Source organism: Kribbella sp. NPDC058245, assembly GCF_042882005.1.
Lineage (GTDB): Bacteria > Actinomycetota > Actinomycetes > Propionibacteriales > Kribbellaceae > Kribbella.
In genome coordinates this window covers 13,751-39,356 of sequence record NZ_JBHVWY010000024.1, presented here as the reverse complement: position 1 = coordinate 39,356, position 25,606 = coordinate 13,751, and the positions used below count along the sequence as shown (strand labels likewise).

Annotated in this window: 23 protein-coding genes; 6 read left to right on the top strand and 17 right to left on the bottom strand. The window is 67.7% G+C overall.

The window, feature by feature from the left end; translation table 11 throughout:
- Positions 1-137: 137 nt before the first annotated feature.
- Positions 138-524: a winged helix-turn-helix transcriptional regulator gene (locus ACFVWG_RS38590; protein ID WP_391548468.1), complete on the bottom strand. Its 387-nt coding sequence runs from the start codon at positions 522-524 to the stop codon at positions 138-140.
- 94 nt (positions 525-618) lie between these two features.
- Here ACFVWG_RS38590 and ACFVWG_RS38585 point away from each other — a divergent pair, with 94 nt between their 5' ends.
- Complete coding sequence (locus tag ACFVWG_RS38585; RefSeq protein WP_391548467.1) at positions 619-1,008, top strand: RidA family protein; 390 nt, start codon at positions 619-621, stop codon at positions 1,006-1,008.
- 802 nt (positions 1,009-1,810) lie between these two features.
- Here ACFVWG_RS38585 and ACFVWG_RS38580 read toward each other — a convergent pair.
- The 3 genes from ACFVWG_RS38580 to ACFVWG_RS38570 all read right to left on the bottom strand — a co-directional run bounded on the left by ACFVWG_RS38580 (position 1,811) and on the right by ACFVWG_RS38570 (position 5,648).
- Entirely contained in the window at positions 1,811-3,034 is a 1,224-nt protein-coding gene (locus tag ACFVWG_RS38580) for a hypothetical protein (protein WP_391548466.1), read from the bottom strand.
- 74 nt (positions 3,035-3,108) lie between these two features.
- Entirely contained in the window at positions 3,109-3,795 is a 687-nt protein-coding gene (locus tag ACFVWG_RS38575; protein WP_391548465.1) for a response regulator, read from the bottom strand.
- Positions 3,768-5,648 carry a sensor histidine kinase gene (locus ACFVWG_RS38570; RefSeq protein ID WP_391548464.1) on the bottom strand — a complete coding sequence of 627 codons (1,881 nt, stop codon included), beginning with the start codon at positions 5,646-5,648 and terminating at the stop codon, positions 3,768-3,770. Before ACFVWG_RS38570 ends, ACFVWG_RS38575 begins: the two co-directional genes overlap by 28 nt.
- A 143-nt stretch (positions 5,649-5,791) precedes the next feature.
- On the opposite strand from ACFVWG_RS38570, the gene ACFVWG_RS38565 reads away from it, so the two are divergent.
- From ACFVWG_RS38565 to ACFVWG_RS38555, 3 genes are all read left to right on the top strand, one after another.
- A complete protein-coding gene (locus ACFVWG_RS38565; protein ID WP_391548463.1) occupies positions 5,792-7,012 on the top strand; it encodes a glycosyltransferase 87 family protein in 1,221 nt (406 codons plus the stop codon).
- Positions 7,009-8,160 (top strand): glycosyltransferase 87 family protein, encoded by a 1,152-nt coding sequence (locus ACFVWG_RS38560; RefSeq protein ID WP_391548462.1) that lies wholly within the window; start codon positions 7,009-7,011, stop codon positions 8,158-8,160. Before ACFVWG_RS38565 ends, ACFVWG_RS38560 begins: the two co-directional genes overlap by 4 nt.
- Before the next feature lie 72 nt (positions 8,161-8,232).
- On the top strand, positions 8,233-9,516 hold the full coding sequence (locus ACFVWG_RS38555) for a glycosyltransferase 87 family protein (RefSeq protein ID WP_391548461.1): 1,284 nt from the start codon (positions 8,233-8,235) through the stop codon (positions 9,514-9,516).
- Here ACFVWG_RS38555 and ACFVWG_RS38550 read toward each other — a convergent pair.
- From ACFVWG_RS38550 to dnaK, 5 genes are all read right to left on the bottom strand, one after another.
- Complete coding sequence (locus ACFVWG_RS38550) at positions 9,506-10,042, bottom strand: GNAT family N-acetyltransferase (protein ID WP_391548460.1); 537 nt, start codon at positions 10,040-10,042, stop codon at positions 9,506-9,508. The two genes, ACFVWG_RS38555 and ACFVWG_RS38550, sit on opposite strands and share 11 nt — an antisense overlap.
- A 210-nt stretch (positions 10,043-10,252) precedes the next feature.
- A complete protein-coding gene (locus ACFVWG_RS38545; protein ID WP_391548459.1) occupies positions 10,253-10,714 on the bottom strand; it encodes a heat shock protein transcriptional repressor HspR in 462 nt (153 codons plus the stop codon).
- On the bottom strand, positions 10,714-11,895 hold the full coding sequence (gene dnaJ, locus ACFVWG_RS38540; RefSeq protein WP_391548458.1) for a molecular chaperone DnaJ: 1,182 nt from the start codon (positions 11,893-11,895) through the stop codon (positions 10,714-10,716). The genes ACFVWG_RS38545 and dnaJ overlap by 1 nt, the downstream gene beginning before the upstream one ends.
- A gap of 21 nt (positions 11,896-11,916) precedes the next feature.
- Positions 11,917-12,570 (bottom strand): nucleotide exchange factor GrpE, encoded by a 654-nt coding sequence (gene grpE / locus ACFVWG_RS38535; protein ID WP_391548457.1) that lies wholly within the window; start codon positions 12,568-12,570, stop codon positions 11,917-11,919.
- Positions 12,567-14,435 (bottom strand): molecular chaperone DnaK, encoded by a 1,869-nt coding sequence (dnaK, locus tag ACFVWG_RS38530; RefSeq protein WP_391548456.1) that lies wholly within the window; start codon positions 14,433-14,435, stop codon positions 12,567-12,569. Before dnaK ends, grpE begins: the two co-directional genes overlap by 4 nt.
- Before the next feature lie 215 nt (positions 14,436-14,650).
- On the opposite strand from dnaK, the gene ACFVWG_RS38525 reads away from it, so the two are divergent.
- The gene (locus ACFVWG_RS38525; protein WP_391548455.1) at positions 14,651-15,130 is read left to right on the top strand and encodes a GNAT family N-acetyltransferase; all 480 of its coding nucleotides are present in this window, start codon (positions 14,651-14,653) and stop codon (positions 15,128-15,130) included.
- 10 nt (positions 15,131-15,140) lie between these two features.
- On the opposite strand, the gene ACFVWG_RS38520 is transcribed toward ACFVWG_RS38525, so the two are convergent.
- On the bottom strand, positions 15,141-17,309 hold the full coding sequence (locus tag ACFVWG_RS38520) for a DUF4157 domain-containing protein (RefSeq protein ID WP_391548454.1): 2,169 nt from the start codon (positions 17,307-17,309) through the stop codon (positions 15,141-15,143).
- A gap of 286 nt (positions 17,310-17,595) precedes the next feature.
- On the opposite strand from ACFVWG_RS38520, the gene ACFVWG_RS38515 reads away from it, so the two are divergent.
- Positions 17,596-18,468, top strand: a complete 873-nt coding sequence (locus ACFVWG_RS38515; protein WP_391548453.1) for a DUF559 domain-containing protein — start codon at positions 17,596-17,598, stop codon at positions 18,466-18,468.
- Positions 18,469-18,527: 59 nt separating this feature from the next.
- Here the strand turns inward: ACFVWG_RS38515 and hutI are convergent, their stop codons facing one another.
- The 7 genes from hutI to ACFVWG_RS38480 form a co-directional block, all read right to left on the bottom strand.
- Positions 18,528-19,688 (bottom strand): imidazolonepropionase, encoded by a 1,161-nt coding sequence (gene hutI / locus ACFVWG_RS38510; RefSeq protein WP_391548452.1) that lies wholly within the window; start codon positions 19,686-19,688, stop codon positions 18,528-18,530.
- Entirely contained in the window at positions 19,685-20,995 is a 1,311-nt protein-coding gene (locus tag ACFVWG_RS38505; RefSeq protein ID WP_391548451.1) for a formimidoylglutamate deiminase, read from the bottom strand. The genes hutI and ACFVWG_RS38505 overlap by 4 nt, the downstream gene beginning before the upstream one ends.
- Positions 20,992-22,179: an allantoate amidohydrolase gene (locus ACFVWG_RS38500; protein ID WP_391548450.1), complete on the bottom strand. Its 1,188-nt coding sequence runs from the start codon at positions 22,177-22,179 to the stop codon at positions 20,992-20,994. Before ACFVWG_RS38500 ends, ACFVWG_RS38505 begins: the two co-directional genes overlap by 4 nt.
- Entirely contained in the window at positions 22,176-23,102 is a 927-nt protein-coding gene (locus ACFVWG_RS38495; RefSeq protein WP_391548449.1) for an ABC transporter substrate-binding protein, read from the bottom strand. Before ACFVWG_RS38495 ends, ACFVWG_RS38500 begins: the two co-directional genes overlap by 4 nt.
- Positions 23,103-23,189: 87 nt before the next feature.
- A complete protein-coding gene (locus ACFVWG_RS38490; protein WP_391548448.1) occupies positions 23,190-23,840 on the bottom strand; it encodes an ABC transporter permease in 651 nt (216 codons plus the stop codon).
- A gap of 1 nt (position 23,841) precedes the next feature.
- Positions 23,842-24,498: an ABC transporter permease gene (locus ACFVWG_RS38485; RefSeq protein ID WP_391548447.1), complete on the bottom strand. Its 657-nt coding sequence runs from the start codon at positions 24,496-24,498 to the stop codon at positions 23,842-23,844.
- Entirely contained in the window at positions 24,495-25,496 is a 1,002-nt protein-coding gene (locus tag ACFVWG_RS38480; RefSeq protein ID WP_391548446.1) for an ABC transporter ATP-binding protein, read from the bottom strand. The genes ACFVWG_RS38485 and ACFVWG_RS38480 overlap by 4 nt, the downstream gene beginning before the upstream one ends.
- Positions 25,497-25,606 lie beyond the last annotated feature (110 nt).

Sequence of the window (25,606 nt, the reverse complement as noted above, 5' to 3'; positions counted from 1 at the left end):
GGTTCGGCCCCACCGCTGACCGCCTCCAGACCCTCCACGCCGTACCAGTCGACGACCGCCTGTTCGGCCACGACAGAAGGTGGGCCCACGGCGTGAAGTAGGGAGCGCGGGGGATGGCGGCTTGCCATCCCCCTGCATCACTCGTCGAAGGTGTGGCGGGCGGTTTCGATGTGATCGAAGTACTTGTGGGTCCAGGCGCACATGCTGTCGACGGTCGCCCGTAGTCCCTGACCTGCTTCGGTGAGGGTGTACTCGACCTTGGGTGGGACGGTCGGGTACACCGTGCGCTCGACCAGGCCGTTGCGTTCGAGCATCCGCAGGTTCTGGGTGAGCATCTTGTGGCTGATGCCGTCGACGCGGTTGCGCAGGTCGCTGAAGCGCCGGGTCTCATCGCCGAGCGTCTCGATGATGAGGAACGCCCACTTGTTCGCCACGTCGGAGAAGATCTCCCGCGCCAGCGAATCCGCGCGCCCGAGATCGGCCTGTTCCGCCGCCGACAGGCCGCTGACCTGCTTGGTTCCCATCAGGTTCCCCCGTCACCGAAAAGTGCCTTCTTCCGTACCGCCTCACACTCTCCTACGGTTCCTGAGTAACTACAAGAGAGCACGAGAGGGCATCATGGCCATCACACTGATCAATCCCGACGGACTCCCGACGGTCGACGTGTACCAGCAGGTCGCGATCGCCACCGGCACCCGCCTCGTCTTCATCGCCGGCCAAGTCGCCTGGAACGCCCCTGCCGACCTGACCGCTCAGGTCGAAGAGGCCTACCTGAACGTCGGTACGGCGCTCGCCGCAGCCGGCGGCACGTTCGCCGACGTCACGCGTTTGACGTTCTACGTCGTCGACTGGACGCCAGACCAGATGCCGGCCCTGCTGGAAGGAATCACCCGCGCCGCTACCAAACTCGGCACCACCCCGACCCCGCCCGCCACGCTGATCGGGGTCGCCACCCTCGACGTACCGGAGCACCTCGTCGAGATCGAGGCAACCGCAGTCCTCGACTAGCGGACGCCCAGCACTCACCAACAGCCTTCTGGCCAGGTTCGAGCCAGGCGCCTGAGCGTGGACTTGTCGAACGCGGCAGAGTTGGTGAGTGGCGGAGGTCCGCGCGATCCGTGCCAGCCGAGCACGCGACCGCGCCAGCGGGTCGGTGACCGCGTTCCCTCCGGTTGAGCTTCCGTTATAGGTGAGTTTTTCGGCGCATGGAGCCGAAAAACTCACCGACAACGCGCCGGCGAACCCAAACACGGGGTAGGTCGCACTAATTGACGAGTTTTAGGGACCCGATGACGAAAATCCACCACTTAGCGAGGGATGCCAGACGCGGCAGTACCCCCGAGCCCCCGCCATCTGATGGGTTACCCCATGAGGTTGTGGGTTCTGGACTCCCATGCGGGTACAGAACCCACAAGCTAATGGGGGAACCCATCAGATGCGCAGGGGGCGATGGCCCGCGCGAGAGCATCCGCCTCAAACCGCCACAATCGGTCACTTTTCAGGCCTCGTTCACTACCGACCGCAACCACAGCCCTCAAAGCCCCAGCAACGCCCACCGTGGTCGCCGACCGAACCATCCCCCTCAGCCACGCGCCGGACGCCAGCCACCCGCCACTGTAAATCGGCCGCAGCGGCGAGCAACCAAACGCCGTACGAAACCGGCCGCATCGCAGCGAACCAGGTGCGGAGGCCCCACGAGCTCGGGTCCCGCATCGCAGCGAACCAGGTGCGGAGGCCCGACGAGCTCGGGTCCCGCATCGCAGCGAACAGGTGCGCAGGAGCGGGCATGCCCCGGAGCAGCGGGAGCTTGTCAGCGTTGGTAGGCGCCGGAGTCCCAAGCGGACAAGCCGATCAGGGACTTGCCGGCCAGGTCTTCGTCGTACCCGGGCTTCTCTGCGCGCCCGATCGCCGGGCTACCGGCCTTCAGGCGGAGGTCCAGAGCGCTTGTGTACAAGGGATCTGCCTTCACTGAACGCGCACCTAGCGTGAACTGGTAGACCGCGCCTTGATAGACACCGCGGTCCTCGTCGGCGGCGTCGGCTGGGTTGTGGGTGTCGAAGGAGTCGTCGTAGCCGACCTTCTTGCCGACCTTCACGATGTTGTTGCGCAGCTTGAGGATGCCGGGGCCGCAGCCTTGGTCGCAGCTCCAGCCGTCGCCGTTCGGCAGGTTGACCGAGTTGTTGATGGCCAGCGTCCGGCGTACCGGACCGATGTGGCTCTTCGCGCCGCGGGTGATCAGGAAGGTGCCGGAGGGCTTCGTCGAGGTGACCGAGTTGTAGGCGAACACGTTGTCGTCCGCGGTCTGGCCTTCCTCGTGGCCGAGTTCGGTGAAGCTGTCGTTGTCGGCGGTCTTGTTGTACTCGATGTAGTTCCGGTCGCCGTTGAAGATCTCGACCGCGGCGCCGTCGTACCCGTAGTCGTGGCTGGTGTGGAAGCTGCCGCTGATCGTGTTGTGCCGGATCTTGTTGCCGTCGCCGTGTACCAGGATCCCAAAGGCGCCGGAGTCGTCGTCGGGCAGGTTGTCGTCGTCGACGCTCATCTTGTTGTTGTCGACGATGGCGCTCCAGCGGATCTCGTTCGAATCCGACCCATCGGTGATCGAGACACCGGCAACGTTGTTGTCGGCCTGCACGGTGTCCATCACGATGTTGTCGCCCCACAGTTCGAAGCCGGCCCAGTTGCAGCCACTCGCTCGCAGATCGCCGATGAAGACATCCGAGGCGGTGACGTTCACGCAGTTCAGTACGGGCCCACCGATCTTCGGCAGGGCGCCAGTGCCATAGGCGCCGATGGTGACGCCGTTCCATTTCACGTTCAGCGTTCCGGTCCAGGAACCACCGCGCTTGAACATGATCTGCTCACCGGCGGCGAAGTTGGCGGCGTTGACCTTGGCGAGGCTCTTCCACGCCGTAGCGGGGCTGGTTCCGGCGGCGGAATCATTGCCCGCTGCAGCGTCGATGTAGTGGATGGGCGGCGGGTCAGCAGCTGGTACGACGAGGAGGGAGGTGGTCAGGAGGGCGGCAAGTGTGAGCACGTCGACAAGCTTCAGTCGCTCGTTTGGCACCCGTCAACGACTCACGATGTCCACTTCTCACCGTTGTCCACTAGTCACCTCTGACCGGCGGTCACCAGCCCGGCGTCGTACGCCAAGATGACTGCCTGGACGCGATCGCGCAGCCCGAGTTTGGTCAGCATCCGGCTGACATGCGTCTTCACCGTGTGCTCGGTCAGATGCAGTTCTTCCGCGACCTCCGCGTTCGAGTTGCCCTTGGCAACCAACACCAGGACCTCACGCTCCCGGGCAGTCAGTACGTCGAGCCGCGCAGCGACCGCCGGATCCAGCCGCGTATCGGCGAACCGGTCGATCAACCGCCGAGTCACCGGCGGCGCCAACAGGGCGTCACCGGCCGCGATCACCCGGACCGCGTTGATCAGCTCGTCCCGCGACGACCGCTTCAGCAGGAACCCACTCGCGCCGGCACGCAAAGCGTCGTACACGTATTCATCGAGATCGAAGGTGGTCAGGATCAGTACCCGCGGTCCGCCGGCAAGTCGTCGCGTCGCCTCGAGCCCGTCCATCACCGGCATCCGCACGTCCATCAGGACAACGGCCAGGTCCAGGATCGCCCCAGCCTGCCGAACCGCGTCTGCACCGTCGACGGCCTGGGCGACGACCTCGATATCCGGCTGCCCGTCCAGGATCATCGCGATCCCGTCCCGTACCAGATCCTGGTCGTCGACCACCATCACCTTGATCGGCCGGTCGTTCACCTGCGACCCCCGACCGGGATCCACGCGTCCACGGTCGTCCCAGAGCCCGGCGTACTGCGGATGTCCAGCGTGCCGCCCTCGATGCGAACCCGCTCACGCATCCCGGCCAGACCGTGCCGGTTCCCACGACGCGCCGCGGCAACATCGAACCCGACTCCGTCGTCGGTCACCTCGACCCGCACGCCTGTCTCCTCGCTCCGCACCGCCACCCGGACCCCGGTCGCCTTCGCGTGCTTGATCACGTTGGTGAGTGCCTCCTGCACCAGCCGGTACGCCGTCAACTGCTGACCCTCCGGAGGTGTGTCGAGATCACCCTCCAGGTCGAACTCAATCGGCAGGTGGTCCTTGGACACATCCGCCACCAACTGTGACAGATCGGAGAGGCCCGGCTGGGGAGCCAGCTGTGGATCGGCGATCCCTTCCTCGTCGCGCAACGTGGATAGCAACCGATCCAGCTCGCTCAGAGCCCGCCGCCCGGCGTCCCCGATCCGCTGAAACCCAGCCAGTACGTCGGTTTCGCCGCGCCGGACGAGATCCGGACCGGTCTCCGCCTGGATCACCATCAGGTTCACGGCATGCGCGACCACGTCGTGCAGATCGCGCGCGATGATCGAGCGCTCGGTGAGTACGACCTGCTCGGCCTCGAGCTCCTCCGCCGCCTGCTCCAGCTCAGCCTCACGCTCGGCGGCCGCGCGGTTCCGCCGATACTGCCGGACTCCCAGCGCCGCCAGAACCGGCACGAGCAGGATGAGCGAGAGCGCGATCGGCCAGACGTTGGCCGCGATGCCGTCGTACGTCGAGTTGCGCAGCACTCCGTCCCAGGTGGTGTCCCAGCCCCGGCGCTTGATCTCCGGGAAGATCAGCTGCAGGTACCTGACCCGCATCACTCGGGTGATGACCGGCAGCACCACGAGCACACCGCTTGCCACCGGCAACGTCCAGCGCAGGCTCCGGGACCGCTTGGGCGAGACGACCAGCCAGTACAACGCCAGGCCGAAGGCGAGGTACAGGCTGAAGACCGGCCGGAACGACTGCCAGTTGGCGATCAGGCTCGCCGCGGCCAGCAGCGCGACCGGGATCACCGGCCAGCGCCTGCGCACCGCGAGGGTGAGGGCGGCAGCGGCGACGCCGTACGGCATCCAGCTCGGCGCACTCCACCAAGCACCCTTGAAGATCTCCTGCCCGAGCTCGGTCAGGATCAGGCCGGCGACGGCAACCGCCAACAGCAGATCCCGGATCCCGGCCGACTCCGGACCTCGCAGGAACGTGCGAAGGTCCGCCCACCGTTGCCAGGCGTACGGCGCCTGGGTGCGGCTCCGACGTCGCACCACCGCGAACACCAGGGCCAGGACGACGATCGCCACCGACAACCACCACGGCCATCGGTTGAAATAGACCGTCTGCCAATCGTTGCGCGTCATACCGGGCGCACCTACGGCGAGTGGCGCGCTGACATTCCCGAAGTCCGCAAAGGCGTCCGGATAAAGGCCAGTCGCCAACGAGAACCGCTTCAGGTCCAGCAGGACAGGAGCCGCGGCGGAGAGAACCGCGACAGCAGCCACGGTCAGCAGCCGGCAGCGACCCGCCAGGGACCACAGCGCGAGGACGATGCCGCCGTACAGGAACCACGGCGGTTGACCGACCAGCGCGGCCAGGTATGCAGCGAGGATCAGACCCGGAACCGCCACCGTCGGCTCGACCCGGCGGATCGCGATCAGTAGCGGCAGCACCATCAGCACCATGCGTAGCCACAGCCACGCGAACGGCCAGCCGGGGAGCTGCGGATCGGCCGCGTGCCACTGCAGGCTGACCAGCGCGACGGCCGCGAGGCCCGCGTCCAGCCACAGCGCGCGCTGTTCGGTCCAGAGGTGTTTCACCGGCCCATTGTCGCGCTGGGGCACCCCGGAGGCCGTCACTCTCAGGAGTGAGTCTTCGGTGTCACGCCTGGTACTGCGCGGTGAGCACGGACCAGCCCTGGCGGTGATGTGCGGGTGGGGGCCCGGCCGGGATCGTCGACAGCATGACGATCAGTCCGGTACGCCCCGCCCCTGAAGGGGCCGTTGGCAACCTTATTGGCCGCCGCCCAGCGCTCTTCGTGAGCGCGGCCTCGGCAGCCTTTGTAGCGCTGTGCGTGGCGCTCTGGCCACCAACGAAGGACCCGTACGACCTTCAGGTGTACGTCGTTGCCGCGCATGCTGTCCTGAACGGCCAGGACATCTACACGGCCCACGCGGGCAATCCGATCCTGCTCGGGTTCACCTACCCGCCGTTCGCCGCGCTGCTCTTCGCGCCGCTCGGGGCGATGAGCGCCGGGGCCGGGCGGCTCGTGATGAGCGTACTGTCGGCCGTGGCCCTGCTGGTCATCGGCTCAATCACAGTCCGCGCGCTCAAGCCGCACTGGCCGAAGCACCGGATCGTTGCCGCCGGCATCGCCCTCGGGACGGCCGGGCTCGCGATCGAACCGGTGCGGATGACGTTCCACTACGGCCAGATCAACCTGATGCTGGTCGCGGTCCTGATGATCGATCTGTTCGGGGTGTTGCCGCGCCGCTTCCGCGGCGTCCTGATCGGTGTTGCCACCGGCATCAAACTGACGCCCGGCATCTTCATCATCTATCTTCTGGTGACGCGTCGATACCGCGAGGCGGCAACGGCCGCCGCGGCGACCGCGGCCACGATGCTGATCGGCTTCCTGGCGATGCCCGACGCGGCGTGGAAGTTCTGGACCACCTACATCTTCGATCCCACCCGCCCCGGCTCGAGCACCTTGGTCTCGAACCAGGCCTGGCGTGGCGTCATCGACCGGCTCTCCGGTGGACCGCAGGGTCTGGGCCCGGTCTGGATCATCGCGGTCGCCGGCACCGTGGTTCTCGGCTTCATCACGGTACGACGCTGCTACGACCGCGGCCGGCTGCTGGAGTCCGTCCTCCTGACGGCCGCCATCGGCCTGCTCGTCTCCCCGATCTCCTGGACCGCGCATTGGGTCTGGGCGCTCCCGGCCTGCGCACTGCTGTGGACACGAGTGTTCTCGGCCGGCGAGACCTGGATGCGGGCGCGGTACCGGATCGCCCTCGCGGCGCTCACCACCGTCACCTTCGGGATCGGCCTGCCCTGGCTGGCGCCGTACATGGATGATCGTGAGTTGCACCACCACGGATTCCAGCTCTATCTCGGTAACTCGTACGCGATCTGCGCCGCCGTCCTGCTGCTCGCGGCGGCCAAGGTCGCGAAGGCATCATGAACCGGCAACGCCTTGTGGTGCTGGCGGCGACAATGCTGCCGGTCCTATGCCTCCTGCTCTGGCACCCGTGGTCAGCAACCATGGATGACCTCGGCGTGTACTACGCGGGCGCCCGTGGGCTCGTCAACGGCGAGGACATCTATCAGGCGCACGTGAAGTACTACCCAGAGATGGGGCTCGGCTTCACCTACCCGCCGTTCGCCGCCATGGTTTTCGCGCCGTTCGCCATCGGCCTGCCGTTCGCCCGGACGCTGATCACCATGGCCTCGGCCCTTGCCCTGCTGGTGATCGGCTGGGTGATCACGAAGAAGCTCCGCTGGCCACCGGCGGCCGGCGTCCTGTTCATCTTCGCCACCTTGCTGATCGAGCCAGTGCAGTCGACCTTCCGGCTCGGCCAGATCAACCTTGTCCTACTGGCCTTACTGATGGTCGATCTCCTCGGCGTGCTCCCACCGCGGTACAGCGGAATACTGGTTGGTGTTGCCACCGGCATCAAACTGACACCGGGCATCTTCATCGTCTTCCTGCTGATCACCAAGCGGTACCGCGAGGCCCTGGTCGCGAGCGTGACCACGGCTCTCACCCTGGTGATCGGGTTCCTGGTGGCGCCGACGGCGGCCATCGACTTCTGGACGAAGTACATCTTCGATCCGGCCCGGGTCGGTCCGCCGCACTACATCAGCAATCAGTCGATCCGCGGCGCCTTCATCCGCTTCACCGGCGGATCCGGGCCGCTCTGGTTGCTGATGGCAATTATCGTCGGCGTCGCCGGCCTGTACGTCGCCCACCGGCTACACGAGCGTGGTCTGGGTTTCGAGGCCGTCGTCGTGACCGCGTTCACCGGCTTGGCCGTCTCGCCGGTCTCGTGGATGAACCACTGGGTCTGGGCGATCCCCGCGGCGGCACTCGCCTGGCAGCACCGCGGCCGGCTCTTCTCGTTGTCCACAAGCTTGTCCACCGTGTGGATTGCGGTGTTCCTGTTCGCGCTGCCGCGCTGGTTGCCGTTCGGCGGAGACCGGGAGTTCGGCTGCAGCGCGGGTCAGACCATCGCCGCGGACTCCTACCTGCTCTGCGCGCTCGCGGTGATCGGCTACGGCTTCCGGCTGGCCAGTCAGCCGGTACCGCATCAAGTAGGCGCTGGCCGATGACGAGCTCCGCCCCCTGTACATTGTTGCGTCGGGGCGGTATGCGCTGCCCGACCCAGTAGCGAGAGTCGGAGCATGACGACAAGTCCCGTGGGAATCACCACCGAGCCGGTCCTGGGCGATCCTGTCGCCACTGGCAGCACGACCGTGCAGCGGCTCCGTGCGATCGTCATCCGGCGCCCGATCCTGACTCTCAGCCTGGCTGCCGTGGTGTTCGTGAGCGTCTGTCTGGCGTTCTGGCCGCCGGCCAAGGAGCAGTACGACCTGCGCGTGTACGTCGCCGCGGCCGATGCGGTTCTGCACGGCCGGGACATCTACACCGCCAACGAGGGCATCTACGGCCTGCTCGGGTACACCTACCCGCCGTTCGCCGCGATCCTGATGGCACCGCTGGGACTACTGAGCACCGGCGGCGGCCGGGTGCTGATGACCGTGCTCAACGCCTTGGTGCTGCTGCTCATCGGCTCGCTCACCGTCCGCGCGCTGCGACCGCGCTGGTCCACGCGGCACGTGCTGGTGACCGGGTTCATCCTGGGCGCGGCCGGGCTCGCGCTCGAGCCGGTGCGGATCACCTTCCACTACGGCCAGATCAACCTGATGCTGATGGCAATCCTGATGATCGATCTGCTCGGGCATCTGCCGCCGCGGTACCGAGGCGTACTGATCGGCGTCGCGACCGGGATCAAGCTGACGCCCGGCATCTTCATCATCTACCTGCTCGTGACGCGCCGGTACCGCGAGGCGCTGACCGCGTCAGCGGCGACCGCCGGGACGATGGCGCTCGGCTTCGTGGTGATGCCAGAGGCGGCCTGGAAGTTCTGGGGCACCTACATCTTCGACCCGACCCGTCCGGGCTCGAGCACGCTGGTCACCAACCAGGCGCTGCGCGGGGTCATCGACCGGCTGTCCGGCGGTCCGCAGGGCATCGGCTCGGTCTGGATCGCCGCGGTCCTCATCACCTTGGTCGTCGGCTTCGTGACGGTACGGCGGGCCTACGACCGCGGACTCCTGCTGGAGTCCATCCTGCTGACGGCCACGATCGGCGTACTCGTCTCACCGATCTCGTGGACCGCTCACTGGGTCTGGGCGTTCCCCGCGACCGCGCTGCTCTGGACCCGCGTAGCGGCGTCGTACCGGACGACCGGCCGCTCCCGCCAGTTCGCCGTACGGGCTGGTCTGGCAGCGTTCGTGACGCTCACCTTCGGGATCGGCCTGCCCTGGCTGGCGCCGCACATGCATGACAAGGAGCTGCACCACCACGGCTTCCAGCTCTACCTCGGCAACTCCTACACGATCTGCGGAGCAGTCGTGCTGCTGGCCGCCGCCTACAGCCTCCGCCGCCGGAGCCTCAAGGTTTGAAGTCGGCCGCGCGCAGCCGATAGACCTGCAGGTTGAGGTCGTAGTACTTGTCCGTCTCGCCGACCCACTCCATGCCGAGCCGGCGAGCGGCGCCGATCGCGCGCTTGTTGTTCGGCCGGGCGACGGCGAAGAGTTCGTCGACGTCGCCGGTCTTGAAAGCCCAGCCCATCAACGCTTTGCTCGCCTCGGTGGCGAACCCGTTGCCCCAGGCCGACGGCCGCAGCTGCCAGCCGATCTCGAGGTCTTCCTCGTACGGCGGGAGCAGGCGGATCAGCAGTCCGCCGATCACCACGTTGTCCTCCTGGCGGACCACCGCCCAACGACCGGCCGGTACGACGAAGTTCGGCTGGGCCTCGATCCAGGCGGTCAGGATCATCCCCATGGTGGCCACGTCGGTCACCTGGTCGATCGCGGGCGACAGCCACTGCGCCACGTCGGCGGATCCGTAGATCTCCAGCGCGGCCTCGGCGTCGTCTTCTTCCCAGTCCCGGATCAGCAGCCGGTCGGTCTGCAGGCTCAGCGTCACCTGGCCAGCGTACGTCGGACTTCGGGTGCCTAGGTGGACAACAGGTGAAGAGACCGCAGGGTGGCCCAATGACGGACCACCCCGCGGGGGCCGAAGAACACCCGGGGAGGGTGCGACTTCGGCTGTGGAGGTGTCGAGGGGGGATTCGACGGCCCTCCACCGGATCCGGAAGCCCCGAGGGGTGGGGTTCGAGAACCTCCGGTGGTTCAGTTAGCGCGGCCCGAGCTCCAGCGGCTGGGTCCTGATCCAGCGCGTCGTGGTCTGCTGGCGGCCCATGGCGATCACATCGCCGGCGGGACCGGCCGAGAAGACCCGGCTGGCGGTGCTGCGTCGCGAGACGCCGACACCGCGCTGGACCTCTGCCAGGAGCTGGTTCACCTGGGAACGCAGATCCTCTACCTCCGACTGTAGCGCGAGGACGTGCCGAATTCCCGCCAGGTTCACGCCCTCTTCCTGGGACAGGTGCTGCACATACCGCAGCCGCGCCACGTCGTACGCGGAATAGCGTCGCCCGCGGCCCGACGCCCGGCTCGGCACCACAAGGCCGAGCCGGTCGTACTGCCGCAGGGTCTGCGGGTGCATGCCGGCCAGTTGGGCTGCCACCGAGATCACGTAGATCGGTGTGCGGTCGTCCCAGGTCGGCACCTGGCCGAACTTCGCTCCTGAGGCCATCAGGTGGTCCCGAACAACCCGGCCCGCAGGTCAGGGTGGTCCGATGCCGAGTTGAACTCCTGCAGCTTGGTGCGCTGCTCGTCGGTCAGCTCGTGCGGGACCTGGACCTCCAGGGTGAGCAGCATGTCGCCCTTGCTGCCGTCCCGGCGGACCGAGCCCTTGCCCCGGACCCGGAGCTTGCTGCCGTTCGCCGTCCCGGCGGGGATCCGGACCGTGACCGGAAGACCGTCGAGCGTCGGCACCTTGATCTCGGCGCCAAGGGCCGCCTCGGTGAAGCTCACCGGGACGCTCAGTGTCAGGTGCTCGCCCTGCCGGCCGAAGATCCGGTGCGGCGTGACGTGCACGGTGACGTAGAGGTCGCCCGCAGGGCCACCCCGCTCGCCGGCCGCGCCCTTGCCCTTGAGCCGGATCCGCTGGTTGTCCTGGACCCCGGCCGGGATCCGGACCTGCATGGTCTTGCTCGACTGACCGCGGCCGGAACCGTGGCAGGTCTCGCACGGCTGGTCGACGACCAGACCACGACCCTTGCACTCGGTGCACGGCTCGGTCATGGCGAACACGCCGCCCTGGACCGAGGTCTGCATACCCGTGCCTTCGCACTTCAGGCAGACCTTCGGCACCGTCCCGTACTTCGCTCCGGTACCGCGACACGTCTTGCACGGCTCGTCACTGGTCATCCGCAGCCCGACGGTGACACCGTTCACGGCCTCGGCGAACTCGATCGTCGCCTCGGTCTCGATGTCCTGGCCACGCCGCGGCCGCGCCGTCGTCGTACTGGCCGTGGTCCGGCCACCACCACCGAACATGCCGCCCAGGATGTCGCCCAGACCACCGCCGGCACTGGCCGCGCCACCGCTGCCACCCCGGTTGAACAGGTCGCCGACGTCGAAGTTGAACCCGCCGCCGCCCTGCTGACCACCGCCCGGCATCCGGAAGCCGCCGCTGCCGAACAGCCGCCGCGCCTCGTCGTACTCCTTGCGCTTCTTGGCGTCCCCGACGACGTCGTACGCCTCGGAGACCTCCTTGAACTTCGCCTCCGCGGAGGCGTCACCCTGGTTGGAGTCCGGGTGGTACTTCCGCGCCAGCTTGCGGTAGGACTTCTTGATCTCGTCCTGTTCGGCGGTCTTGGAGACGCCGAGGACCTTGTAGAAGTCCTTCTCGATCCAGTCCTTCGTGCTCATCCGGCGTCTCCCCTCCCGTCGTTACTCTGCGGACTCTTCCGCGTTTTCATCGGTTGCGTTCTCTGCCTTGGTCTCCGGCAGTTGCTCGGTCGGCTCCGAGACGGCCACCCGGGCCGCGCGCAGGATCCGCTCGCCGTGCCGGTAGCCCGGCTGCATCACCATGGTCGCGGTCGGGCCGTCGACCTCGTCGGAGTAGTTGTGCAGCAGCGCCTCGTGGATGCGCGGATCGAAGGCGTCACCGGGCTCGCCGAACTTCTGCAGGCCGAGCTTCTCGGTGACCCGCTCCAGCGATTCCGCGACCGCCTTGAACGCGCCCTCCAGCTCACCCGCCTCGCGGGCCCGGCCGACGTCGTCCAGGATCCCGAGGAGCTCGCTGAGCACCGAGCCGATGACGAGCTCACGGCTCGCCTCCCGGTCCCGGTCCACCCGGCGCTTGTAGTTCACGTACTCCGCCTGCAGCCGCTGCAGGTCCGCCGTCCGCTCCGAGAGGGCCTCCGTGAGGAGGGCCTCCTGGGCCGACGGACCCGTCAGCGACGAGATGTCGTCCGGAACTCCCGCTCCGGCGGGAGCCTGCTCAGGCTCCCGCACCTCTCCGGTCTCCGGGTCGATCCGGCGCTTGTCGCGGACGACGGGGTCACCGTCGCCGAACTCGCCGCCAGTGGGTCGATCCGTCACTTGTCCTCCGCCTTCTTGTCCTGCGGCCGGTCCTCGTCCACGATCTCCGCGTCGACGACATCGTCGTCGTTGTTCGCGTCGGTCGCGCCATCGGTCGGCGCGCCGTCGTCGGCGTTACCGCCGGCGGCCTGGGCGTTCGCGTACATCGCGGCACCCATCTTCTGGCTGGACTGCGACAGCTTCTCCGAAGCGGCCTTGATCGCCGCGTCGTCGGTGCCCTCGAGCGCCTTCTTCAGCTCCGCGACGCCGTCCTTGACCTCGGTCTTGACGTCGTCCGGGACCTTGTCCTCGTTCTCGGACAGGAACTTCTCGGTCTGGTAGACCAGGCCCTCGGACTGGTTGCGGGACTCGACGGCCTCGCGGCGCAGCCGGTCCTCCTCGGCGTACTGCTCGGCGTCGCGGACCATCTGGTCGATGTCGGTCTTCGGCAGCGCGGAGCCACCGGTCACCGTCATCCGCTGCTCCTTGCCGGTGGCCAGGTCCTTGGCGTTCACGTGCACGATGCCGTTCGCGTCGATGTCGAAGGTGACCTCGATCTGCGGCACGTTCCGCGGCGCCGGCGGCAGGCCGGTCAGCTCGAAGTTGCCGAGCGACTTGTTGTCGCGGGCCATCTCGCGCTCACCCTGGTAGACCTGGATCATCACCGACGGCTGGTTGTCCTCGGCGGTGGTGAAGATCTCCGAACCCTTGGTCGGGATCGTGGTGTTGCGCTCGATGATCTTGGTGAACACGCCGCCCTTGGTCTCGATGCCGAGGCTCAGCGGGGTCACGTCGAGCAGCAGGACGTCCTTGACCTCACCCTTCAGCACACCGGCCTGCAGGGAGGCCCCGACGGCGACGACCTCGTCCGGGTTGACACCCTTGTTCGGGTCCTTGCCACCGGTCAGCTCCTTGACCAGCTCGGCCACGGCGGGCATCCGGGTGGAGCCACCGACGAGGATGACGTGATCGACCTTCGACACGTCCACGCCGGCGTCCTTGATGACGGCCTTGAACGGCGCGCGGGCGCGCTCGAGCAGGTCGGCGGTGAGCTTCTGGAACTCGGCCCGGGAGAGCTTCTCCTCCAGGTGCAGCGGGCCGGAGTCGGTCAGGCTCAGGTACGGCAGGTGAATGCTGGTCTCGGCGGCGCTGGACAGCTCGATCTTGGCCTTCTCGGCGGCCTCGTTGAGCCGCTGCATGGCCATCTTGTCGCCGGACAGGTCGGTGCCGTTCTTGTTCTTGAACTGGGTCACCAGCCACTGGACGATCCGGTTGTCCCAGTCGTCACCACCGAGGTGGTTGTCACCGCTGGTCGCCTTCACCTCGAAGACACCGTCGCCGATCTCCAGCAGCGACACGTCGAACGTGCCACCACCGAGGTCGAAGACCAGGATGGTCTGCTCGGCGCCCTTGTCCAGACCGTAGGCCAGCGCGGCCGCGGTCGGCTCGTTGACGATCCGGTGCACCTTCAGGCCCGCGATCTCGCCGGCCTCCTTGGTCGCCTGGCGCTGCGCGTCGGAGAAGTAGGCCGGCACGGTGATGACCGCGTCCGTGACCTGCTCCCCGAGGTACGCCTCGGCGTCCCGCTTCAGCTTCTGCAGCACGAAGGCGCTGATCTGCTGCGGGTTGAACTTCTTGCCGTCGATGTCGACGGACCAGTCCTCGCCCATGTGACGCTTGACCGAGCGAATCGTCCGGTCGACGTTCGTCGTGGCCTGGCGCTTGGCGACCTCGCCGACCAGGACCTCGCCGTTCTTGGCGAATGCCACCACCGAGGGCGTCGTGCGCGCTCCCTCGGCGTTGGGGATGACGGTGGGCTCGCCACCTTCCAGTACGGCGATGACGGAGTTCGTCGTACCGAGATCGATACCGACCGCGCGGGCCATGCTTTACCTCCACGAGTTGAGTGATACAGACTCAATGTTGCCGTTCGGCCGCTCGGGATTCAAATCCGTGACTGAACAAACTTGAGTTCACTAGGCTCAACATTGCACGAGGCCCGGGTCATTCCCAAGGGCGGTCACCGATTTCGGGGTCGGGACCCGGGTTCAGCCAGGGATACCCCTCCCCGGGAATAGGCCTTCCATGGGACTCTGACCAGGTGAAACTCCGCCCGCTCGTCCCAGCCGATTACGCCTCGGTGCTCGCCCTCAACACCACCGCGACCGGCCTGGTCGACCCGCTCGGCCTGGACCGCCTCGACTGGCTCCGGCTGATCGCCGCGCACGCCGTGGTCGTCGAGGACGACGGCCGCCCGATCGGTTTCGTCCTCACCTTCACCCCGGGCTCGGCGTACGACGGACTGGAGTACGGCTGGTTCTCCGCCACCTACGGCGACCGCTTCCTCTTCGTCGACCGCATCGTCGTCGACGCCGACCGTCGCCGAGAGGGCGTCGCCTCCACCGTCTACCGCGCCATCGAACGCTCCGCCCACCCCTTCGCCCGCGTCGTCACCCGAGTCCGCTCCGACGACCCCGCCGGCCTCACCTTCCACACCGACCGCGGCTACGTCGAGGTCGGCAAACAACGCCGCGCCGACGGCGCCACCATGTCCCTCCTCAGCAAGGACCTGACCGACTGACGGCGTCGAGTCAGGCCGTCCCGCCCATCGCTTTGGCCATGTCGGAGCGGTACCGCTCCGCGTTGTTCCGGTACGCCTCAAGCTCCTTCAGCATGAAGTCAGCAGTCTCGATCGAGCCGCCTTCACCGGCCGCCTGCCGGATGCCGAGGTTGAGGTAGTTCATCCGGAGCCGGTAGCGGCCGTCGTACCCCTTGTACGTGTCGTACCAGACAGGTGAGGTGTCCTCTTTGGTGTACGCCGCCTTGCCGCGCCGCGCGCTGGCCTCCTGCATAGCCTCCCGGTACTGGGCACCGAGTTTCAGCGTGACATCGGCATCGTTGACAAAGGAGGTCGCCGCACTTCGGAACTCGGCGATGACCGTGAACCGCGCGCCTTCCTGCTTGCCCATCCCGGCGGCCTCCATGGCCTCGCCGACCGCCCGGATCTGCTGCTCCATGGTCGCCTGCAATGCGTCGAACTCGGCAGACTTGTCGCGCAGGATCTGGAGGTTGACCTTCCACTTCTCGATGGCGGTGCGGATCCGGTTACCACCGATCTCCGCGGCAAGCCCGGCCGAGAGGTTCGCCGCGATGGCCAACCCGGCGTCAGCACGGCGGAGCTCTTGCTCGTAGGTCTTGGTGGCGACGAACTCACTGAATCCCGTCGCCGCGTCCTTGCCCACTTCTTTGGCCTTGTCGAACGCCAGATCCTTGCCCTTCATGACCGCGGCGTCGCTGCCCGCCGAGACCGCGGCCGACGCGGCCGCTCCCGTGCCCTGAGACGCCGGCACCGCACCGAACGCGGCGGCTCCGCTGGTCACACCGGCGGTACCGACGGCCAGGCCCACGTCGATCCCCTTGGAGATCCACCCCTGCAATGCCGCGATATCGGCCTTGACCTTCGCGACCTCCTCGGTCTTCTCCTTGACCTTGTTGTCCGCAGCCGCCTTGTTCACGTCCTCGGTCGCCGTGATCACCTCCTGGAACCCGATCCTGGCCTGGGCCGAGGCAGTGCCGATGTCATTCTTCACCGGCCGCATCGTGTTCTCTGTCGCGGTCAGAGCGCCCCGCGCGGCTGTCACTCCGGCCGTCACATCACCGGGAAGTCCCCTGAGGCCACCGAACTTCGCCGCGGCGTCGGCGCCACTGGTCGCTCCGGTCTCCGCAGACAGCAGGTCGGTCGACTTCGACGCACTCTGCCCGGTCATCTGCTCGTACTGAACGGCCATCGCGTCCAGCCGGGCGAAGTCCGCGTGTGCCTTCCGGTAGCGGTCGATGAAGTCCACCCCGGTCCGGGTCTCCTCGCCGGCGAAGCCGATGTAGAAGTCGAGCTTCTGGATGACTCCTGCGTTGGCCGCCTCGTGCGCCGGAGTGACCTCGGCACCCGCCATGGTGTTCTGCCGGCCGGTCTCGAGCCAGGCCGAGCCCTCCTCGACCCTCGCCTTGGCAGCTACGGCGGCGTTCAGGTCCCCGACGTTGGTGACGTTGCTGGCGGCCTTCGACAGCGTGTCCTCCTTCGCGGCCTTGTCCCCCGCCTCGTCCAACTCGTCAGCGTCGGTCTTGCGGGCGATCAGGGCGCCGGACAACGCCGGTCCGGCGGCGGCCTTGCGGCCGTGCCCGACGTGGCCCGAGGCCGTGTCGGCGTGGGTCTCGTGCTCGCTGTGCGCGGGCGCGACGGTCAGCGGCCCGGACGCTGCGCGACCACCCTGCTGTACGACGTGCGCGACCTCGTGACCGAGGAGATCCCGACCGGCTCCGGACTCCGGGTCGTAAGCGCCGCTCCGGAAGAAGATGTCGCTCCCCGACGTGAACGCCTTCGCACTCAGCTGCCGGCTGAGGGAGTCCGCCGTACTGTCGGTGTGGATCCGCACGCTCTCGAGATCGGTCTCCATCCCCGACTCGAGATCCGCCCGAGCCGCCGCCTCGATCGGCTGCCCGCCGGACCGGCCAGCCTGCAGCTTGGACGACAGGTCCGGCCCGAGCTCGCCGCCCTCGGCCCCCATCCGCTGCTGAACCGCCTGGTTCCCCGCGCCCTGCTGCGCCGACAACATCAGCCCAGTGCGCATCTGCAGGTCGGCCGCCGCCGACCCGGGCAGCATCTCCGGCACGACCTGAGCCTGCTCAGCACCACCCACTTCACGACTGGACGAAACCGCCGCAGCCCGCAGACTCTCCTCGTCGACCTCATGCTGCCGCGCCATCAGCCATCCCTCCGCCGTCGGGGCCCGCAACCTGCGGCACACCTCGCCCCAAGCGTTCTTGCCCCACCCCCCACCAGCAAGGGCCTCCAACGCGTCCAAAGAGGCGTGCCCCGATGCCCGATCGGGCGGGAGGCCCGACCGCCATCACCGATCAAAGTCACCCATGGACGACACCGCACGCTCAGCACCGCCTGCGCCGCCACATTTCACGAGGTTGGTCGGTGGTGGCGGTCCGCCTGTGGACAACCACCGACGCCGGGCACCGATTTCCGCCACCCTGGAGGGCATGCGGGACGTGACCGAGGTACTGGGCAGGCGGGGCGGCACCGCCAGTTTGGCCGAGCTCCGCACGCTCGTGTCCGCTCATGCGGTTCGGACGGCGTTGGCGGCCGGACACATCCGCCGGATCGCGAAAGGCGTCTACTCACTCCCCGAAGCACCTGCAGCCCTCGCCGCAGCCCGGAGCCATGGTGGAGTCGTGTCCCATCTCAGCGCGGCCCAGCACTGGGGATTCGGCGTGCTCGACCGGCCAACGCTCCCCCACGTCACCATCCCCCCGGATCGCGCCAGACGCCGGGCCGGGCTGCCGTGCCACCTGCATTGGGCCGACGTCCCCATGCTGGATGGGGCAACCACACCAATCCGCACCGTCCTGGATTGCATCCGCACCCTGCCACTACGCGAGTCGCTGGCGGTCTCAGACTCAGCGCTCAGGCGCGGCGTCGACCGTGACGAGCTGCTCGACGCAGCAGCAGGAATCCGCGGGCCGCACCGGCGACGGATCCTGCACGTCGCCGCGCTGGCCGACGGCCGCGCCGAGTCGGTCTTCGAGTCGGCTCTTCGCGCCCTCGTCATCGAGGCGGGGTTCGACGGTTTCGTTCCGCAGGTCGCGATCCAGGACGACGGATTCTCCGCCAGGATCGACCTCGGGCACCTCCGCCTCCAGCTCGGGCTGGAGGCGGACAGCTTCGAGCATCACGGCACCCGGCCGGCCTTGGTCAGGGACTGCCGGCGGTACACGAATCTGACGGTCCGTGGCTGGCGCATCCTCCGATTCAGCTGGGAGGACGTGATGTACGACCCGGAGTGGGTGGTGGCGACCATCGCGCGGGCACTCGGACTCCCATCACCGATCAACCCCTTACTGCGGGCTGCCTGACCGCTGAGCTGAGCGTGTGGCAACCGCTCCGGACGACTTTGATCGGTGGTGGCGGTCCATCACTTCCTCCCCCCGACAAACGTCTGCGCCACCAGCGGCACGCCGGGGCGGTAGGCGAGGTGGAGGTAGCTAGGGGCATCCAGTACGGCGAAGTTGGCCTGCGCGCCCGGGGTGAGCCGGCCGACGTCCTGGCGGCGGAGGGCGGCGGCGCCGCCGGCGGTGGCGGACCAGAGGGCTTCGGCGGGGGTCATGTGCATGTCGCGGACGGCCAGGGCGATGCAGAACGGGATGGACGAGGAGTAGCCGGAGCCGGGATTGCAGTCGGTCGCCAGGGCTACGGTGACGCCGGCGTCGATGAGGCGACGGGCGTTCGGGTACGGCGAGCGGGTGGAGAACTCGATCGCGGGGAGCAGACCGGCGACGACGCCGGTCTGGGCGAGGGCATCGATGTCGGCGTCACTGAGGTAGGTGCAGTGGTCGGCCGCCGCAGCGCCTAGTTCGCAGGCGAGCTGGACACCGGGGCCTTCGCCGAGCTGGTTGGCGTGGACGCGAGGTTGCAGGCCGCGGGCGATGCCGGCCGTCAGGATCGTGCGGGCCTGGTCCTCGTCGAAGGCACCGCGCTCGACGAACACGTCGATCCACTTGGCGTGCCCAGCGACCGCGTCGAGCATCGGACCGGTGACGAGATCGACGTAACCCGCCGGGTCGTCGGCATAGTCAGCCGGTACGACGTGCGCTCCCAGGTACGTCGTTTCGTCGGTGAACTGGCGCGCGATCTCGAGCGCGCGTGCCTCATCCGCGACGGTCAGCCCATAGCCGGACTTGATCTCGACGGTCGTCGTCCCCTGCCGCCGCATCTCCGTGACGAGCCGCGCGACGTTGGCGGTCAACTGCTCGTCCGTCGCCTGCCGAGTGGCCGCGACCGTGGTCCGGATCCCACCGGCCGAGTACGGCATACCGGTCATCCGAGCCGCGAACTCCTCAGCCCGATCACCCGCGAACACCAGATGCGAGTGCGAGTCCACGAACCCCGGGATCACCGCGCGCCCGGCCACGTCGATCGCGTTGTCAGCAGCCGGCGCATCAAAACGCGAACCGACCCACGCGACCTTGCTGCCCTCAATCACCAGCGCAGCATCACGAATCTCGCCGAGCAGCCCACCCCGCGCGGGGTCGTTGGTCACCAGCGAACCGATCCCGGTCACCAGCAAAGAACTCATGTCGTAACCGCTCCGATCGACGCCGCCAGCTCGGCGGGCACATCCAGATTCACATGCTTGCCTTCAGCAACCAGATGGCGGCCGTCGACCACGACATCGACCACGTCAGCCGCCGATGCCGCGAAGACCGCGGTCTCCACGGTTCCGCCGGTGCCCGCCGTACGGATGCTGTCCAGCCGGACGGCGACCAGGTCGGCGTGGGCGCCCACCTCGATCACCCCGGCATCAGCGAAGCCGATCGAGCGGTGGCCGTCGACAGTCGCGGCGGTGAACAGTTCGGGCGCCGACCAGTGGCCGCGTTCCTGTGAGGCGAGCCGCTCATCCAGCTCGACCGCGCGCATCTCCTCGAACAGGTCGATCACCGCGTGACTGTCGGAGCCAAGTGTGAGTCGCGAGCCGGCGTCGCGCAGCGCCACCGACGGACCGATCCCGTCGGCCAGGTCGCGCTCGGTCGTCGGGCAGAAGCACGAGTACGTCGCGGAACTCCCGAGCAGCCCGACATCGACCGGCGTCAGGTGCGTCGCGTGAACCGCACTCGTCCGCCCGCTCAGGAATCCGACCTCGTCGAGGACCTGTGACGGCGTCCGCCCGTAGGCCTCCACGCAGGCTGCGTTCTCCGCGACCTGCTCGGAGAGATGGATGTGCAGCGGCACGTCGGGGAAGGCGGAAGCAACCGCTCCGAGCTGATCCTGCGGCACCCCGCGCACCGAATGCGCCGCCGCACCGATCACCACGTCGTCCGCGCCCTTCAACGCCGAAACCCGTGCGCCCCAAGACGCCGCGTCGCCGTCGCTGAACCGCTGCTGGACCTCATTGAGCGGCTGGTCGATTCCCCCGGCGAGGTAGCAGGTGTCGAGGAGCGTGATCCGCAGCCCGACATCCCGCGCGGCCGCGATCAGCGCCTCGCCCATCGCGTTCGGATCGTCGTACCGGCGGCCGCCCGGCGCGTGGTGCAGGTAGTGAAACTCGCCCACCGCGGTGATCCCGGCCAGCAGCATCTCGCCGTACACGGCGCGGGCCAGTTGGTAGTACGAATCCGGCGTGAGCGCAGAGGCAACGGCGTACATCTGCTCACGCCAGGTCCAGAACGTGCCGCGCTCCGTCTGCGTGCGGCCGCGCAACGCCCGGTGGAACGCATGGCTGTGGCAGTTCGCCAGCCCCGGGATGACGAGCCCGCTCAGCCGGACAGCATCGCCGGGGTCCGCGTCGACTGTGACCGCGGTGATGCGACCGTCGGCCACGGTCACCAGCACGCCCGAGGCGACGCCGGTGGGGAGGAGAGCGGTAGAGCACCAGTACGACGTCACTGCGCGAGATCCTTCAGTACGGCGGCCAGCGCCTCGACGCCGGCCAGACAGTCGTCCTCTTCGGCGAACTCGGCCGGTGAGTGCGAGATGCCGGTCGGATTGCGAACGAAGAGCATGGCGGTCGGAATCCCGGCCGCCGAGAACACCCCGGCGTCATGCCCCGCGCCGGTCGGAAGAACAGGTGCACCATCCAGCACGCCGACCAGCCGATCGCGAAGCCCAGCTGGGAAATCGACGATCGGCGACACCGACTCCGGTACGACGGCCACCGTCGTACCGTCGCGTTCCGCGCGCTCGACCGCTTGGCGAGTGATTGCCGCTAGCAACGACTCCAGCGTGGCGGTGTCCGCAGCCCGCGCGTCCAGCCAAGCGATCACCCGCGACGGTACGGCGTTTGTGCCGTTCGGCTCGATGGACAGCCGACCGAACGTGGCGCGCGCACCGGCGAGCCGGGCCTGCTTGTTCGCGGCGAGCGCAGTCATCGCGTACGTGAGCATCGGGTCGTGCCGGTCCTCCATCAACGTGGTGCCGGCATGGTTCGCCTCACCGTCAAACGTGAACCGGTACCGCCCATGCGGCCAGATCGAGCTCGCCACACCCACAGGCGCGGTCAGCCCACGGCCCTGCTCCACATGCAGCTCAACGAACGTCCCTATCCGTTCGAGCAGCGGTGAAGGCCCAACGCCACTCGGGTCAGTCCCAGCAGCCTCAAGCGCTGCCCGCAGACTCACCCCTTGGCGATCAGTCAGCGCCAGCGCCTTCTCAGCCGACAGCACTCCGGCCGCCACCCGAGACCCCAGACAAGGCATCCCGAACCGCGAGCCCTCCTCCTCCACAAACGCCCCCACACCAACGGGAACGCTCGGCGAGAAGCCCTGAGCCCGCAGCAGATCCACAGCAGCCAGCGCCGAGACCACGCCCAGCGGCCCGTCAAAGGCGCCCCCATCGATGACCGAGTCAAGATGGCTACCGGTCACCACACCAGGTCGGTCCGTAGGACCCCACCAGGCGATGAGGTTGCCGATACCGTCCGACTCGACCTTCAGGTCGCGGGCGGCGCACTGGTCGAGGAACCACTCGGTGGCTTCGCGTTCGGAGGGGGTCCAGCCGCCTCGGGTGTAGCCGCCGGTGTCGGCGTCTCGCCCGATGGCGGACTGGTCCCTCCAGAGATTTTCGAAACTCAAGACAGCGGGTTCTTCGACAGCCAGTCCTTGGCCACTGCGTCGGCGCTCTCCTTGCCGGCGTCGATGCGCTTGACCAGGTCGGTCAGGGCATCAGTGGTCAGCTTCGCGTCCACGGCGTTCAGCACCGCCGCGATGTCGGCCGACTTGTGGTCGGTCCGGATCAGCGGAACGATGTTGTTCGGCGGCAGGATGTGCTGCGGGTCCTCGAGCTGGACCAGCCCCTGCTCCTTGATGACGGACTGCGTGGTGAACAGGTTCGTCAGCTGGATCTGGTTGTCCGTCAGCGCCTTGATGCTCAGCGGTCCACCCGCGTCCAGCGTCTTGTACTCCTTGAACTCGACGCCGTACTTCTCCTTCAGGCCCTTCAGACCGGCCGACCGGACCTTGAACTCCGAGCTACCGCCCGCGACCAGGTCCTTGCTGACCGCCTTCAGGTCGTCGAGCGACTTCAGGTTGTACTTGTCCGCGGTCGCCTTGGTCACCACGATGGTGTCCTGGTCGGCGGCCGGCGACTTGTCCAGCACCTCGAGCCCCGGCGTGACCGCGGCCTTCAGCGCGTCGTACGCCTTGTCCGGGTCGGTCTCGGTGGAGTTCTTGTCGAAGTAGGCCAGCGCGGCACCGGTGTACTCCGGAACCAGGTCGACCGAGCCGTCCTTGATCGCGGCCATGTAGGTCTCACGGTTGCCGATGTTCGGCTTCTTCTTGACCTCGATGCCCTTGGCCGCGATGGCCTGGCCGTAGATCTCGGCCAGCAGTTGGCTCTCGGAGAAGTCGGCCGAGCCGACGGTGATGCTCGTGACCTTGTCCGGAGCGGGCGAGGAACCCGCCGTGTCGCCACCGAGCTGGTCCCCACCTCCACAACCGGCCAGGCCGAGCAGCGCGACCCCGGCGATCGCAGTACGGATGAGTGTGGTTCTCAACACGAGAGCCTCCAGTGTTCTCGTCGGCCATCGGCCGGTGCCGATGGATGGTGCAAGTCAGGGCCAAGTTCATCAGGTACGGCGGACAGTTCAGCCGATCTTGAGTCCCTTGGAGACGGTGATCCGGCCGAGCAGCGCGAACAGCGCGTCGAGCACGATGGCGAGCAGGGCCACCAGCAGGGCGCCGGTGAACATCTGCGGGAAGTCGCGGAGCTTCAGCCCGTCGACCACGTAGCGGCCGAGACCGCCGAGCGACACCAGCGCGGCGATCGTCGCCGTCGACACGATCTGCAGCGTGGCGCTGCGGACCCCGGAGATGATCAGTGGCAGCGCGATCGGGATCTCCACCTTGGTGAGGATCTCGCGCCCGGTCATCCCCATCCCCCGGGCCGCGTCGATCGTGGCCGGGTCGACACCGGACAGACCGGCGTACGTCGAGGCCAGGATCGGCGGGATGCCGAGGGCGACCAGCGCGATCAGCACCGGCAGGAAGCCGATCTGGTTGGTCAGCAGGACGGCGATCATCAGCAGGCCGAGGCTCGGCAGGGCGCGGGCCGCGTTGCCGAGGTTGATCGCCAGGAACGCGCCGCGGCGGGTGTGCCCGATCCGCAGGCCGATCGGCAGCGCGATCAGCGCGGACAGCCCGAGCGCGGCGAAGGTGTACCAGAGGTGCTGGACGATCCGCGCCCAGATCCCCTCGGTACCGGACCAGTTGAACGGGTCGGTGAGGTACTCCCACATGTCAGGCCACCTCTCCTACCGGCGTCGCGACGCGGGCCCACGGAGTCAGGACGCGCTGCAGGGTCACCAGGATCAGGTCGGCGACCAGGGCCAGCAGCAGCGACAACACCACGCCGACGACCACCGGAGTGAGGAAGTCCTTCTGGAAACCGAGCGTGAACAGCTCGCCCAGGCCACCGATGCCGATCACCGCGCCCACGCTCACCATCGAGATGTTCGCGACCGTGACGACCCGGAGCCCGGTGAAGATCACCGGTACGGCGATCGGCAGGTCGATCGCGATCACCCGGTGCAGCGTCCCGTACCCGACGGCGACGGCCGACTGCCGGACGTCCGCGGGGACCGAGCGGAGGCCGTCGATCACGTTGCGGATCAGCAGCGACACCGTATAGATCGTCAGTGCGACGACGATGTTGATCGTGGCCAGCACCTTGGTGCCGAGGATCGCCGGGATCACGATGAACAAGGCGATCGACGGCAGCGAGTACAGCACCCCACCGAAGGCGATCAGTGGATTCGCCAACCACGCGTAGCGGGTGGCGACGTACCCGAGGGGCACGGCGATGATCAGCCCCAGCAGCACCGGCAGGATCGCCAGATAGACGTGCTCGCGCAGTTGCTCCCCGATCAGTCCGATGTTGTCGCCGATCCAGTTCATGAGTGCAACACCGCTGCGACAGTCGATTGGTCGACGACTCCCAGCGCACGACCTTCGTCGTCGACACACACACCGGACCCGGTCGGCGACGTCAGCACTGCATCCAGGGCTGCGCGCAGCGAGTCGCCTTGCTTGAACACGGCACCGACCGGCAGCAGCTCCGGCGCACTGCCATCGCGCCATCCGACGGGGACGCCGTCCTGCACGACCAGGTCGGCCGGCACTGGATTGAGCGGCAGCGCTTCCGGGTGCACGAACGTCAGAGCCCGGTAACCACGATCCTGTCCGACGAACCCGCGAACGAAATCGTCAGCGGGATTCGCCAGCAACTCCGACGGCGGGGCGAACTGCGCCAGCTTGCCACCGACACGCAGTACGGCGACCTTGTCACCGAGCTTGATCGCCTCGTCGATGTCGTGGGTGACGAACACGATCGTCTTGCCGATGTCGCGCTGCAGCCGCAGCAGCTCTTCCTGCAGCTGGTTGCGGACGACCGGGTCGACGGCGCTGAACGGCTCGTCCATCAGCATGATCAGCGGGTCGGCCGCGAGCGCCCGGGCCACACCAACTCGTTGCTGCTGGCCACCGGACAGCTGGGCCGGATACCGCTCGGCGAGCTTGAGGTCGAGACCGACCCGCTCGAGCAGCTCCATCGCCGTACTGTGCGCTTTGCGTTTGTCCCAGCCGAGCAGCTTCGGCACGGTGGCGACGTTCTCCACGACGGTCTTGTGCGGGAACAGGCCGGCGTTCTGGATCACGTAGCCGATGCCTCGCCGCAACGTCACGGCGTCCTTGCTGTTGATGTCCTCACCGTCGATCGAGATCGTCCCGCTGGTGCGCTCGATGGTGCGGTTGATCATCCGCAGCGACGTGGTCTTGCCACAGCCGGACGGCCCCACGAACACGGTGATCTCGTTGCTGGGGATCCGCAGGGACAGGTTGTCGACGGCCACGGTGCCGTCCGGATACCTCTTGGTGACGTCCTCGAACTCGATCATGGCGCCCCTTCGCGCTTGTCGTCCGTCGCCCGAATGACCCTAGCGGACCGATCCCCCAAAAACCCTGGATGAGCCGGAATCTCGGTCCGCGGGAAAGTGCACCATAACGG

Excerpts from the sequence above, each read along its gene's own strand:
- ACFVWG_RS38590 (WP_391548468.1), bottom strand. The coding sequence starts at position 524 with ATGGGAACCAAGCAGGTCAGCGGCCTGTCGGCGGCGGAACAGGCCGAT.
- ACFVWG_RS38585 (WP_391548467.1), top strand. The coding sequence starts at position 619 with ATGGCCATCACACTGATCAATCCCGACGGACTCCCGACGGTCGACGTG.
- ACFVWG_RS38565 (WP_391548463.1), top strand. The coding sequence starts at position 5,792 with ATGACGATCAGTCCGGTACGCCCCGCCCCTGAAGGGGCCGTTGGCAAC.
- ACFVWG_RS38560 (WP_391548462.1), top strand. The coding sequence starts at position 7,009 with ATGAACCGGCAACGCCTTGTGGTGCTGGCGGCGACAATGCTGCCGGTC.
- ACFVWG_RS38555 (WP_391548461.1), top strand. The coding sequence starts at position 8,233 with ATGACGACAAGTCCCGTGGGAATCACCACCGAGCCGGTCCTGGGCGAT.
- ACFVWG_RS38545 (WP_391548459.1), bottom strand. The coding sequence starts at position 10,714 with ATGGCCTCAGGAGCGAAGTTCGGCCAGGTGCCGACCTGGGACGACCGC.
- dnaJ (WP_391548458.1), bottom strand. The coding sequence starts at position 11,895 with ATGAGCACGAAGGACTGGATCGAGAAGGACTTCTACAAGGTCCTCGGC.
- dnaK (WP_391548456.1), bottom strand. The coding sequence starts at position 14,435 with ATGGCCCGCGCGGTCGGTATCGATCTCGGTACGACGAACTCCGTCATC.
- ACFVWG_RS38520 (WP_391548454.1), bottom strand. The coding sequence starts at position 17,309 with ATGGCGCGGCAGCATGAGGTCGACGAGGAGAGTCTGCGGGCTGCGGCG.
- ACFVWG_RS38515 (WP_391548453.1), top strand. The coding sequence starts at position 17,596 with ATGCGGGACGTGACCGAGGTACTGGGCAGGCGGGGCGGCACCGCCAGT.
- hutI (WP_391548452.1), bottom strand. The coding sequence starts at position 19,688 with ATGAGTTCTTTGCTGGTGACCGGGATCGGTTCGCTGGTGACCAACGAC.
- ACFVWG_RS38490 (WP_391548448.1), bottom strand. The coding sequence starts at position 23,840 with ATGTGGGAGTACCTCACCGACCCGTTCAACTGGTCCGGTACCGAGGGG.
- ACFVWG_RS38485 (WP_391548447.1), bottom strand. The coding sequence starts at position 24,498 with ATGAACTGGATCGGCGACAACATCGGACTGATCGGGGAGCAACTGCGC.
- ACFVWG_RS38480 (WP_391548446.1), bottom strand. The coding sequence starts at position 25,496 with ATGATCGAGTTCGAGGACGTCACCAAGAGGTATCCGGACGGCACCGTG.